The organism is Pseudoxanthomonas spadix (assembly GCF_003703395.1).
GTDB classification, from domain to species: Bacteria; Pseudomonadota; Gammaproteobacteria; order Xanthomonadales; family Xanthomonadaceae; genus Pseudoxanthomonas_A; species Pseudoxanthomonas_A spadix.
In genome coordinates this window covers 36,474-48,936 of record NZ_RDQN01000004.1, presented here as the reverse complement: position 1 = coordinate 48,936, position 12,463 = coordinate 36,474, and the positions used below count along the sequence as shown (strand labels likewise).

The following is a 12,463-nucleotide window of genomic DNA, read 5'->3' as shown; positions in this document are numbered from 1 at the left end:
TGAGTCGGCTCACTGCGACAGCACGAACACCCCGCGCTGCTGGCGCTTGGCCTGGCGCTTGGCGCTGGCCGCCAGCGAGGCGATCTCCTCTGCACTGGTGAATTGCCCCGGCAGTGGATACACCACGCCGATGGCCAGCGTGGTCAGGGCAAAGGTCGCATAGCGGCCGCTGCGGTCCTCGCCTTCCAGCGAACCGCGCGCGGCATCTTCCGGGTCGAACAGCGCTATGGCCGCGGCGTTGAACTCGGCCACGATGCGCTCGCAGCGCACCTGCCAGTCCTCGCTCTGCAGCAGCACCACGAAATCATCGCCACCCACATGGCCGACGAAATCCCAGCGCGGGTCAGTGTGCCGGGCCAGGGTCGTGGCGACCAGCTGGATCATGCGGTCGCCACGGAAATAGCCGTACTGGTCGTTGAACGGCTTGAAGCTGTTGAGGTCGCAGTAGGCCGCGGCAAAACTCTGCCCGCTCTCCAGCAGCCGGCCGATGTGCTCGGTGATCGGGATGTTGCCCGGCAGCAGGGTCAGCGGATTGGCGTAGCGCGCCGCCTCGATGCGCAGCTCGGTGACCCGGCGCACCAGTGCCTCGGACGCGCCCACGCCCCGGTACCTGCCGTCCTCGACGATGATGAAACCGTCGGACAGGTAACGCTGGTCCTCGCCCAGCAGGATCTCGGACATCGCATCGATGCTCTGGCCGATATCGCACACCACTGGCGCGCTATGCATGTACATCGTGCAGGGCTTGCGCCCGCTCAGCTCGCGGGCGAAGGGCATCGCCATGCGCTCGTTGAACACGCGCCGGTTGAGCAGGCCCAGCGGGATGCCCTGGCTGTCCACGACCGGTAGCGCCGGCAGCTGCGGGTTGTTGCGAAACAGCTGCTCGGCCTCGGCATTGCACGCATCGTGCAGCAGGTATGGCGCCTCGATCATCAGGTGCTCGGCGGTGATCCGGCGGAAACTGCTGTTGCGCGTACTGCGCGGCAGCACCGGCAGCTTGCCGCCCTCGGTATCGAAGGCGCCACTGCTGACCTGGGTAGCCACCTGCACGTGCGGGCGGCCGAGCAGATAGCCCTGCGCGTAGGGAATCCCCAGGTCCTGGAGGATGCGCAGGTCCTGCACGTCTTCCACCCCTTCGGCCACCAGCTCGGTGCCCAGGCTTTCGGCGACCTGGACCAGCGCCTTGACGATGCTCAGGCGGCCGGCGCTTTCGTGGATGCGATGGACCAGGTAGCGATCGAGCTTGACGAATTCCGGCGCCAGCTCGTGCCACAGCTCGAAGTTGGAATGTCCGTTGCCGAAATCATCCAGCGCGATGCGCACGCCGGCCGCGCGCAGGAACCCTAGCGCATGCGCCAGCCGGGCCGAATCCTCGACGATGTCGCGCTCGGTGATCTCGATGACGAACCGGCGCAGGTCGTAGCCGCAGGACTGCAGGCTTTCCAGCACCTGCTGCGGGCGACGTGGACTGTGCAGCACGGCGTGCGCACTGAGGTTCAGGAACAGCAGCCCGCCGTGGGCGAAATCGAAACAGGACGTCGCCCGGCGCACCGCCAGGGTTTCCAGCTCACCCAGGCGGCCGACATCGCGCGCCGCATCCAGCAGCGCCAGCGGCGACTGGCCATCGTGCGGCCGCATCAGGGCTTCATGCGCAATCACCCGCTGGCTGTCCAGGCGCACGATCGGCTGGAACACCATGCCGAATGCCTGCGCGCCCGGTTCCAGCGGCGACGCGGTGGTCTGCAGCTCAAGCACGGCGACCTCCGCCCATGGCATGGGCAGCGAACAGGACATCGTTGAATGGCGCGAACATCTTCGCGCGAGGGCAGGCAGAGGCAGGCATTGCAGGTTCCAGGCAGGTAGAGGAAACGCGCCGACCTGGCCGGGGGATGTTTCAGGCCCGGGGCATCCCGCCCCCGCAATGCGGTCCGTTGCAATCGCGCGATTAGACATGTTCAACATGACGCCCGCAAGACACTCCTCCCTGACCGTGGCCTCACCCGAGCTCGGCGCCGACGCCGCTAGCCTGAAGGCCCTCCGCCGTTGCAAGGAATCCCCGTGCGTCCGATCCTCACCGCCCTGGCACTGGCCATCGCCCTGCCCGCCTCCGCCGCCGAACAGCCCGCCTATGGTCCGCGCCTGGAAGGCTTCGACTATCCGCATCCGGTCAGGACCCATGCGTTCAGCTCGCAGAGGCAGGACCTGGAAATGGCCTACATGGACATCGCCCCGACCGGTCCGGCCAATGGCCGCACCGCGCTGCTGCTGCACGGCAAGAACTTCTGCGCGGCCACCTGGAAGGACACCATCACCGCGCTGGCCGGGGCCGGCTACCGGGTGATCGCGCCGGACCAGGTCGGCTTCTGCAAGTCCTCCAAGCCTGCCCATTACCAGTTCTCGCTGGCGGGGCTGGCCGACAACACCCATGCGCTGCTGAAGGCGCTGGGCATCGACAAGCCGGTGGTCATCGGCCATTCGATGGGCGGCATGCTGGCGATCCGCTACGCGCTGATGTTCCCGCAGGAGGTGCAGCACCTGGCGCTGGTCAACCCGATTGGACTGGAAGACTGGAAATCAGTCGGGGTGCCCTACCAGAGCGTGGACCAGTGGTACGCCAGCGAGCTGAAGACCAGCTTCGAGCGCATCAGGCAGTACCAGATGGACGTCTACTACGCCGGCACCTGGAGGCCGGAATTCGAACGCTGGGCGCGCATGCAGGCCGGGCTGTACGCCGGTGCCGGCAAGCAGGTCAATGCCTGGGACCAGGCGCTGACCGACGACATGGTCTACAGCCAGCCGGTGGTCTACGAGTTCCCCCGGATCGCGGTGCCCACCACGCTGTTGATCGGGCAGCTGGACCGTACCGCCATCGGCAAGGCCGCCGCGCCGGCCCAGATCCGGCCCACGCTGGGCAACTATCCGGTGCTGGGCAAGCGTGCGGCCCGGGCGATCCCGGGCGCGCGGCTGGTCGAGTTCGCCGAGCTGGGCCACTCGCCGCAGGTCCAGGACCCGGCGCGGTTCAACGCCGCCCTGCTGCAGGCGCTGGCCACGCCGTGACGGCGGGCGCGGCGTGAGCCCACGCCGCGCCAAACCGTGGCTGTCACGGCGTCACGGACGATTTTTCAGGCGAGGTCACAGTTTCACAGGCGGATTTGGCACGCACCATGCGCCAGGGTATTGCAGGCATCTGCAATTCCAGGGAAACACCCGTCATGCAACCCGAATCACTGACCGCCGCATGCTTCTGCTGCGACACAAAACTGCATTTCACGCCAGATTCTGACGCCGGGCAGGTCATCGAACGCTACGGCGTCGTCGTCTGCACGCCGTGTTTCCAGGCCAATGCCGCCGGCTGGGCGCCCAAGTACGAGGAAAAACTGCTGCGCCAGCTGCAGCGCAGCCACATTGCGCCGCCGGCGCGCAACCGGTCCGGCCGGCTGCCGCTCGACTGAACAGGACGGCTGTCAATTCCACACCGTTGCCGTCCCGCATCGAGCCGGACCACGCGCTTCATGCATCGACCAGCTTCCGCTGCCCCTGGACCTGCACCGCGCGCGCGCGGGCCAGGCCGGCCTGCAGATCGGCGACCAAATCGGAGGTGTGCTCGATGCCCACCGATAGGCGCAGCAAGCCATCGCCGATGCCGGCCTTGGCACGCGCCTGGGCACTCATCGCCGCGTGGGTCATGGTGGCCGGGTGGGCGACCAGGCTTTCCACGCCGCCCAGCGACTCGGCCAGGGTGAAGTACTTCAGGCCATCGACAAAGGCGCGCACGGCCGCCTGGCCGCCGTCCAGCTCGAAGGAGATCATCGCGCCGAAGCCACGCTGCTGGCGCGCGGCCACGGCGTGGCCCGGATGCGCGGCCAGACCGGGGTAGTAGACCTGCGACACCGCTGCATGGCCGTCCAGCAGCGCGACGATGGCCGCGGCGTTTTCCTGGTGCACGCGCAGGCGCGCATCCAGCGTGCGCAGGCCACGCAGGGTCAGGAACGCATCGAACGGCGATCCGGTCAGGCCCAATGCATTGGCCCACCACACCAGCTGCTCGTGCAGCCCGGCATCGCGCGCGATCACCGCGCCGCCGACCACGTCGCTGTGGCCGTTGACGTACTTGGTGGTCGAGTGCAGCACCAGGTCGGCGCCGAATTCGATTGGCCGCTGCAGCGCCGGCGACAGGAAGGTGTTGTCCACCACCACCAGTGCGCCGACCTTGTGCGCGGCCTCGATGACAAAGCGCAGGTCGGTGATGCGCAGCAACGGGTTGGACGGGGTTTCGATCAGCACCAGCCTGGGCGAGGCGGCCAGCGCATCAGCCAGCGAGCGCGGATCGGTCAGGTCGGCGGTGATCAGTTCGAAGTGGCCCTTGTCTGCCAGCGCGTTGAACAGGCGCCAGCTGCCGCCATAGGCATCGTGCGGCACCACCAGCTTCTGGCCCGGCTGCAGCAGCGCGTTGAGTACCAGGTTGATCGCGCCCATGCCGGTGGCGGTGATCACCCCGCCGGCGCCGCCTTCCAGCTGCGCCAGCGCCTCACCCAGCAGGTCGCGGGTGGGATTGCCGCTGCGCGTGTAGTCGTACTGGCGCTTGTTGTTGAAGCCGTCGAAGGAGAAGTTGGACGACAGCACGATCGGCGGGGTGACCGCGCCGTAGGCGGTGTCGCGGTCGATGCCCGCGCGCACCGCGGTGGTGGCAGCGCTGCAGGGGATGTCGTGGTGGCTGGAACGGCTCATGCGGTGTCTCCGGTGGAGCGAAGGGCAGTGGCGAGGATCGCGTCGATGCGATCGGTTTCTTTCAGGAAGGCGTCGTGGCCGTACGGCGAGCGCAGCACGCGCAGGTGGCCGTTGGGCCCCAGGCCTTCGACCAGCGTGACCAGGTCGGCCAGCGGCACCAGCCGGTCGCCTTCGACGGCCACCACGGTGGTGGGCACGGCAATCGTGGCCGGGTCGATGCGGTGCAGGTCGATCGATTCGGACAGGCGCAAAAAGGCGGTGACCGGGGTGCGCGCCACGTACTGCGCGCCGGCGGCATCCAGATAATCCTCGGCGGCCACGCGCACCCGGCCGTTGACCAGTTCCGGCGCGGCGTCGAAGCGCTCGCCGAATTCTTCCGGGGTGCGGTAGCTGAGCATTGCGAACTGGCGCGCCAGCGACAGGCCCTGCTGCTCGGCGCACTGGAGCTGGCCCAGCGCCACCGCGTGGCGCTGCAGCGCGCGCCAGGCCGAAGCGAACGGATGCGGGCGATGTGCGCCGCTGACTGCGACCAGGCGCTCCAGGCGCTGCCGATGGCGCGCGGCCAGGTGCTGGCCGACCAACGCACCGTAGGAATAACCGACGAAGGCGCGCAGCCGCGGGATGTCCAGCGCATCGAGCAGGGCGGCGATCGCGTCGGCCTGGTCGGCCGGATCGATCGGTGCATCCAGGGTCCCGTCGGCGCCGATGAAATCGAACGCCAGCACGCGCACGCGCGCCGGGTCCAGGGTGCGGCCGGCGCCGACCAGCGCGTTGGCCCAGCCGGCTTCGGGGAACTCGACGCTGGCGGCGGCATGGCGATGGGCGGAGATGCCGCCGGCCAGGAACACCACCGGCGCATCGCCCGGCCCCTGCAGCTCGTAGCGCAGGGTCAGCGTGTGCACGCCGGCATGGCGCAGCGCCAGCGCCACCGGCAGCTCGCCGCGCATCGCGCGGGCACGGCTGGCCGGCGTCGGCGACGCGGCTTCATCGAAGCAGGGGGCAGTGGCGGTGGCGGTGTTCACGAGGCGCATGGCGGATCCGGGAGGAACGGCCATCGAGCCTTCGCGGGGAAGCTCGCGTTCGTCGTGCAGGCAATCCACTGCTGCGCGGGACGAACCATCTTTCGGTCAAAACGCAAAGGCGTCGCCGCAGGATTTGGCACCGACACGACACGCTGGACTGGGTCGCTGGCTGCCCCGGCTTCAAAGGGCCTGTCCCTCTGCCGGTCTCGATGGTGGCGCAAGGTTGCCAGCCTGCGGGGGTGATGTCAATCGCTCCATCAAGATGGAGCGATGGTTGCTGCAGAAACCGCTGTCAGGCCCGTGCCAGGTGCACTTGGCGGTGACATGGCATGCGCATAATCGCGTTCCATGATCCGCCTTTCCTCGTTCAGCACCGCCGCCGCGCTCCTGCTGCTGGCCGGCTGCGCCAGCCTCGCCCCACCGGCCGCCGCGCCGGTTGCCGGTCCCGCCCTGCCCGCTGCGCGCGCCGACGCGGTGGTCAAGGAGGCCTGGATCTCCGAGCAGATCCCGGACGCCGGGCTGGACTCGCTGGCGGTCTGGCCGACCGAGGACGACGGTGCCTGGCTGATCGCCACGGCCAAGGCCGCCGACCAGCTGGTCGTGTTCGACGCCGACACCGGCCGGCATCTGCGCACCGTCGGCGGGCCGGGCGAGCTGCCCGGGCAGTTCAGGCGGCCCAACGGGATCGCGGTGTGGGCCGACCTAGCGTTCGTGGTCGAGCGTGACAATCACCGCGTGCAGGTGCTTGGGCTGCCCGACTTGCGCCCGCGCGGCTTCATTGGCGCCGACACGCTCAAGGTGCCCTATGGCCTGTGGCTGCAGGAGACCGCGCCGGGCGAACTGGAACTGCTGGTCACCGACAGCTTCATGACCGATGTCCAGGCCGGCGTGCTGCCGCCGCGCGCGCAGATGGACCAGCGCGTGCGCCGCTTCAAGGTGCAGCTGGACCAGGACGGGTCGATCACCGGCACCGACGCGGGCAGCTTCGGCGACACCGGCGAGGCGGGCATGTTGCGCCTGGTCGAATCGATCGGCGGCGACCCGGCCCACGACCGCCTGCTGATTGCCGACGAAGACCGGCGGGTCGGCTCGACCCTGCGCGACTACACCCTGGCCGGGCGCTTCCGCGGCGGCAGCCTGCCGGTCTTCAGCGCCGATGCCGAAGGGGTCGCGCTGTGGGACTGCGACATGGACAGCGGCTGGTGGATCGCGGTGGATCAGCTGACCCCGACCCTGTTCCGGGTCTACGACCGGGTCAGCCTGGCGCCGCTGGGCACCTTCACCGGCGCGCAGGTCAGCCAGACCGATGGGATCGTGCTTTACGCCGCGGGCACGCCGCGGTTTCCCGCCGGGGCGCTGTTCGCCCAGCACGACGATCGGGCCGTGGCCGCCTTCGACCTGCGCGATGTGGCCCGCGCCCTGCAGCTGCACGGCCACTGCCTGCCGTGACTCCACGCGCGGCCGCCGCGCTGGCGCTGGGCGCGCTGCTGCTGATGGCCGGGATGTCCGGCGCGCAGGCCCAGTGGCTTGAGCGGTGGAAGCCGGCCCGGCAGGCCGCAGGCCCGCCTGCGCGCCAGCCCGGCAGGGCCGGCGATGCCATTCCGTTTCCATCCACCGCCAGCGCCCTGGCCCGACTGCGCCTGGAGAAGACCCCCACCCGCTACCGGGCCTGGGCCGACAACCCGCTGCCCGGCCCGGTCCAGGTCGAACTGCGCGCCATGCGCAGCAGCGGCGTGGTGGCCTCGCCGGCGCTGCCGGTGCGCACACGGGTGCCGGCGCGCGGCAGCGTGCTGCTGGCCACGCTGATCGTGGCCGATCCACGCGCCGCCAGCGACTTCCAGCTGCAGCTCGACGCCGTGCCCGGCGAGCCCGGCGCCAAGCCGCTGGGGGTGCGCTACCAGCTGCCGTTTGCCGCGCCGGTGCGGGTGGACCAGGGGCCGGGCGGGCATTTCAGCCACGACGATGCGCAGAACCGGGACGCGGTCGATTTCGCCCTGGCCGAAGGCACACCGGTGCTGGCCGCGCGCGATGGCGTGGTGCTGCAGGTCGAGGGCGACTTCAACCAGACCGGCCTGGACCGGGAAGCGTTCGACGGGCGCAGCAACTTCATCCGCATCCTGCACGGTGACGGCAGCATGGCGCTCTATGCCCACCTGCAGCCCGACGGGGTGCTGGTCCGCCCGGGCCAGTCGGTGCGCGCCGGCGAGCGCATTGGCCGCTCGGGCAACACCGGGTTTTCCAGCGCGCCGCACCTGCACTTCGTGGTCCAGGTCAATGCAGGGATGCGCCTGGTGTCGGTGCCGTTCCAGCTGCGCGGGCCGTTGGGCACCCTGCACTTGCCGCGCTGAGTTGGCCCGCAGATGGCAGGCCGGCCGGCATCTTGTTGCGATTGCCAGCTGCGAAATTTATTACACAAGTGTAATATCGGCCGGTGAATCGACCCGACCCTGCCGCCAGCCGCTTCGATGCGACCCAATTGCGCCTGCAGGCCACCTGCCGCAAGCACCGCAGCTTTCCCAGGCCGGCGGCCACGCTGGTGCGGTTGGTCAAACTCCTGCACCGGCTCGCCGTGGACCATGGCAACGAGCTGCTGCGCGCACACGGGCTGGGCTACCCCGAATACAACGTGCTGATGATGATCGATGCCAGCCCGGACGGCGCGCTGAGTCCGTCACTGATCGCCGAGGCCGCCGGCGAAAAATTCGCCAACGTCACCCGCCTGACCAACCAGCTCGTCGACAAGGGCCTGCTCGCGCGCGCGGCCAGCGCGCAGGACCGGCGCATGTCGCTGCTGCGGCTCACCCCGGCCGGCCATGCGCTGATCGCTGCGTTCCTGCCCCAGGTCAGCCGCCAGCTGCGCCACTACACCCGGCACCTGGACACCAGTGAACAGGCCCAGCTGCAGGCCCTGATGCTCAAGCTGCTGCGTGGCATGGAGGAGCCGCTGTGAATGCCACCAGCCCGCAGGCCGCCGCGGCCGCGCGCGTGTCCTGGCCCGACCAGGTGCGCCAGGCCCTGCGCGGCGAAGGCGCGGCGTGGATGTTCGTGTTCAAGGTGCTGCTGTCGATCTACCTGGCCGGGATGATCGCCATGCGCATGGGTTTCTCCTCGCCGTCCACCGCGATGATCACGGTGATCGTGGTGATGAACCGGCAAAGCGGCATGGTCCTGGCCAAGGCGTTCTATCGCATCCTTGGCACCATCGTGGGCAGCATCGCGGCGGTGGTCATTACCGCGCTGTTCCCGCAGCAGCCGGTGTTGCTGCTGCTGGCCACATCGATCTGGGTGGGCCTGTGCGCCGGCGGGGCGCTGATGTTCCGCAATTTCCTCTCGTATGGCTTCGTGCTGTCCGGCTACACGGTGGCCATCATCGCCCTGCCCGCGGTCAACCAACCCACCGAGGTGTTCGACCTTGCCGTCTCGCGCCTGACCGAGGTGCTGCTGGGTCTGTTGGTCAGTGCGGTGGTGTTCGACGTGGTGTTCCCGGCGCGCCTGCGCAACAGCCTGCGCACAACCACCGAAGGCCTGATCGCAGGCTTCCTGGATTTCGTCCGTGACGGCACGCGCGGTGCGCTGCCGCGCGAGAAGATGGAGCAGGCGCACCTGCGCTTCGTGCGTGGGTCGATGGCGCTGGAGGACCTGCGCGCGTCGGTGGTGTTCGAAGACCCGGAGGCACGGGTGCGCAGCCGGCGCATGCGTCTGCTCAACCAGCGCTTCATGGCCGCCTCGACCCGCTTCCAGTCACTGCACCACCTGATCAACCGCCTGCTGCGCGGCGATCCGGATGATGCCGTGGCCGGCGCACTGATGCAGCTGTACCGGCCACTGGGTGATGCCCTGGCCGCGCGCCAGGCCGGCGACCACGACGATGTGACCGTACGCCTGGACGCGGTGCTCGCCGCCCAGCCGGCACGGGCGGCGGCGCTGCGCGCGACGCTGCCGGCGGTGCGTCTGGACGACTTCGAGACCGGCGCCTCGCTGCTGCTGCGTTTTACCAGCGAACTGCGCGACATGACCCATACCGCCGCCGCATTGCGGCGCCCGGGACTGAGTGGCCCGTTGGCGCGGGCCAGCGAGAAGGTGCGCTTCAGCTATGCCACCGACTACTTTTCGGTGGGCGTGACCGTGCTGCGCAGCTTCCTGGTGTCGCTGATCCTGGGCCTGGCGTGGATCCAGAGCGGCTGGGCCAGCGGCGCCAACGCGATGGCCAACGTCATCGCCTTGACCGCGATCCTGGCGGCGGTGCCAAACCCCCACGTGACCGCTGCACAGATCGCCAAGGGCTTTTCGATCGGCCTGGTCTTCGCCTTCCTGTGCCTGACCCTGGTGATGCCGCGCATCGACAGCTATCCGATGCTGGTGCTGGGCACTGCGCCGTTCCTGATGCTGTCGGTGTACCTGTCCACGCGTCCGCCGCTGTTCGGTCTCAGCCTGGGAATGTGCCTGGGCACGCTGGTCCCGCTGGGGGTGGGGCTGGAGCCCAATTTCGACGTGGCTGCCTTTCTCAACAACGGCGTGGCGTTCCTGGTCGGCGCGGTGCTGGCGCTGGTGGCCTTCCAGCTGATCCCCTCGGTGATCGGCACGCTGGGCCAGCGCCGTCGCCTGCTCACCGAACTGCGCCACCAGGTGGCCCTGGCCGCGCGCGCGCCGCTGGACGGCCTGGCACCGCGCTTTGAGAGTGTCAGCCGCGACCTGTTCCTGCAGGTGGTCAACCACACCCCGCCGGGCAGCGCCGAATCACGCACCCTGCTGGCCTGGGCGCTGGCCGTGCACGAAATCGGCCGGACCCTGATCGAACTGCGCCACGACAGCATCGACGCCGCAGTGCCGCGCGCGATCGAGGCGCACATCGACGCGGCGGTTTCGGCGATCGCCCGCCTCTACGAGCACCTGGATCCCGCCGACCACGAAGCAGCGCTGTCGCACCTGGACTCGGCCCTGGCCGACACGCTCGTCCAGGGCGCGGTGCCGGCGGCGCTGCGCGCCGTGCGCCAGCACCTGCACCTGCTGCGCAGCGCACTGCGCGATGCCGACTCGGTCCTGGCCGTCGCTGCCGGCGGCGACATTCATCTCCCCGCGGAGCCGTCGCATGCTGCCTCCTGAAATTTCCATCGGCGGCGTCTACGCGCCGGGCCTGCTGATCCTGGCCATCGCGGTGTTCGTCCTGTTCTGGATCCTGGACGGCATCGCCGGCCACATCGGCCTGTACCGCCACGCCTGGCATCCCCCCCTTTTCCGCCTGGCCCTGTATGTCTGCGTGTTCGGGCTGCTTGGCCTGACCCTGCTCAACTGAACGATGACCATGAACCCCCAGTCCCTGATCCGCATTGCACTGACCACGGTCGTGGTGGCCGCCGCCGCCCTGATCGGCTATGCGCTGTGGAAGCACTACATGTATTCGCCCTGGACCCGTGATGGCCGCGTGCGCGCCGAAATCGTGCACGTGGCACCGGATGTCTCCGGCCTGGTGGCGGAGGTCCAGGTGCATGACAACCAGCTGGTGAAGGCCGGCCAGGTGCTGTTCCGCATCGACCCGCGCCGGTTCCAGCTGGCCCTGGCCCGTGCCGAGGCCGACCTCGGTGCGGCGCAGGCCGCCGCACGCGCCGCTGGCGCCAGCATCTTCGCCGCCAGTGCCGGCACCGCTGCCAGTCAGGCCGACTACGAGAAATACCGGGCCCAGGCCGAGCGCCGCGAGCGCGCGGCCTCGGTGATTTCCGCCGAGGCCCGCGCCGATGCCGTGGCCACCGCGCGTGCAGCCCAGGCCGCGGTCGAGCGTGCCCGCGCCAACCGCGATGCCGCCACCGCTTCGCAGGCCCAGGCCCTGGCGGCAGTCGAACAGGCCCAGGCCGCACTGGAGCTGGCCAAGCTCAACCTGGAGCGCGCCACCGTGCGCGCCAGCGCACCGGGCTATATCACCAACTTGAACCTGCGCGTGGGTGACTACGCCAGCGCCGGCAGCGCGCGCCTGGCGTTGGTGCGCAGCGACAGCCTGTGGGTCTACGGCTACTTCGAGGAAACCAAGCTGCCGCGGATCCACACCGGCGACGCGGCCGAGGTGCGCCTGATGAGCGGTGGCCGCGCGCTGCACGGGGTGGTGGAAGGCATCGCCCGTGGCATCACCGATGCCGACAACCCCACCGGCAGCGATGACCTGCTGGCCTCGGTCAGCCCGACCTTCAACTGGATCCGCCTGGCCCAGCGGGTACCGGTGCGGGTCCGGATCGACCCGGCCAGCATCCCCAGGGACATGGTCCTGGCCGCCGGCATGACCGTCTCGGTCAGCGTGCATCCGGCAGACAGGAGCACCAGCGGCACCAAGGCGGACTGACCGCCTGTCAGGAGCAACCTCGTGGAGCGGTCGAGCCCCTTCACTTCTTTCATCGCAAGCTTCGACCAGCCCCGCAGGAGCGGCCCACGGCCGCATCGCTGGGATTTGCCCCCTCTCCCCCGCTCGCGGGGCGAGAAGGCAAGGCTTGCGCGCCACTGGCGCGCAAGCCTTGGAGCGCCCGCGCCGCTGGCGCGGGCCGGGGTGCGAAGCAGAGGGTCGGGGTGAGGGGGATAGGGGTGACGGCGATGCCGACGACGACACATCAACGTTCCGGAGCCGGCTGCGGTTTGCTGGGCTTCAAGCAAAAGCCCCCCTCACCCCAGCCCTCTCCCCCGCAAGCGGGAGAGAGGGAGCCCCCGAACGCGTCGAGCAGAAAGTTGCTCCC

At 69.5% G+C, this 12,463-nt stretch carries 11 protein-coding genes and 1 riboswitch; of the genes, 8 read left to right on the top strand and 3 right to left on the bottom strand.

Translation table 11 applies throughout. The features are described 5' to 3' along the window. Positions 1–9: 9 nt before the first annotated feature. Positions 10–1,755 carry a GGDEF domain-containing protein gene (locus D9R12_RS07505; protein WP_043291346.1) on the bottom strand — a complete coding sequence of 582 codons (1,746 nt, stop codon included), beginning with the start codon at positions 1,753–1,755 and terminating at the stop codon, positions 10–12. A 312-nt stretch (positions 1,756–2,067) separates the two neighbouring features. Here D9R12_RS07505 and D9R12_RS07500 point away from each other — a divergent pair, with 312 nt between their 5' ends. Both D9R12_RS07500 and D9R12_RS07495 read left to right on the top strand, forming a co-directional pair. After that, on the top strand, positions 2,068–3,057 hold the full coding sequence (locus tag D9R12_RS07500) for an alpha/beta fold hydrolase (protein WP_425476622.1): 990 nt from the start codon (positions 2,068–2,070) through the stop codon (positions 3,055–3,057). Between the two features lie 107 nt (positions 3,058–3,164). Beyond that, on the top strand, positions 3,165–3,452 hold the full coding sequence (locus tag D9R12_RS07495) for a hypothetical protein (protein ID WP_147475063.1): 288 nt from the start codon (positions 3,165–3,167) through the stop codon (positions 3,450–3,452). Between the two features lie 58 nt (positions 3,453–3,510). Here D9R12_RS07495 and D9R12_RS07490 read toward each other — a convergent pair whose 3' ends face one another. Both D9R12_RS07490 and metX read right to left on the bottom strand, forming a co-directional pair. Continuing rightward, the gene (locus tag D9R12_RS07490) at positions 3,511–4,728 is read right to left on the bottom strand and encodes an O-succinylhomoserine (thiol)-lyase (protein ID WP_122229502.1); all 1,218 of its coding nucleotides are present in this window, start codon (positions 4,726–4,728) and stop codon (positions 3,511–3,513) included. Next, on the bottom strand, positions 4,725–5,759 hold the full coding sequence (gene metX / locus D9R12_RS07485) for a homoserine O-succinyltransferase MetX (RefSeq protein ID WP_122229500.1): 1,035 nt from the start codon (positions 5,757–5,759) through the stop codon (positions 4,725–4,727). Before metX ends, D9R12_RS07490 begins: the two co-directional genes overlap by 4 nt. An 82-nt stretch (positions 5,760–5,841) precedes the next feature. Beyond that, positions 5,842–5,966, bottom strand: a riboswitch (SAM riboswitch). Between the two features lie 132 nt (positions 5,967–6,098). On the opposite strand from metX, the gene D9R12_RS07480 reads away from it, so the two are divergent. The 6 genes from D9R12_RS07480 to D9R12_RS07455 all read left to right on the top strand — a co-directional run bounded on the left by D9R12_RS07480 (position 6,099) and on the right by D9R12_RS07455 (position 12,078). Continuing rightward, positions 6,099–7,199, top strand: a complete 1,101-nt coding sequence (locus D9R12_RS07480; protein ID WP_122229498.1) for an NHL repeat-containing protein — start codon at positions 6,099–6,101, stop codon at positions 7,197–7,199. Between the two features lie 44 nt (positions 7,200–7,243). Further along, the gene (locus tag D9R12_RS07475) at positions 7,244–8,098 is read left to right on the top strand and encodes a M23 family metallopeptidase (protein ID WP_244671952.1); all 855 of its coding nucleotides are present in this window, start codon (positions 7,244–7,246) and stop codon (positions 8,096–8,098) included. 83 nt (positions 8,099–8,181) lie between these two features. After that, a complete protein-coding gene (locus tag D9R12_RS07470; RefSeq protein WP_170159196.1) occupies positions 8,182–8,700 on the top strand; it encodes a MarR family winged helix-turn-helix transcriptional regulator in 519 nt (172 codons plus the stop codon). Then, positions 8,697–10,853, top strand: coding sequence for an FUSC family protein (locus D9R12_RS07465; protein WP_122229491.1), 2,157 nt, complete (start codon positions 8,697–8,699; stop codon positions 10,851–10,853). Before D9R12_RS07470 ends, D9R12_RS07465 begins: the two co-directional genes overlap by 4 nt. Next, positions 10,840–11,043: a DUF1656 domain-containing protein gene (locus D9R12_RS07460; RefSeq protein WP_014161499.1), complete on the top strand. Its 204-nt coding sequence runs from the start codon at positions 10,840–10,842 to the stop codon at positions 11,041–11,043. Before D9R12_RS07465 ends, D9R12_RS07460 begins: the two co-directional genes overlap by 14 nt. A gap of 9 nt (positions 11,044–11,052) precedes the next feature. Continuing rightward, positions 11,053–12,078, top strand: coding sequence for an HlyD family secretion protein (locus D9R12_RS07455; RefSeq protein WP_122229939.1), 1,026 nt, complete (start codon positions 11,053–11,055; stop codon positions 12,076–12,078). The last annotated feature ends 385 nt before the right edge of the window (positions 12,079–12,463 follow it).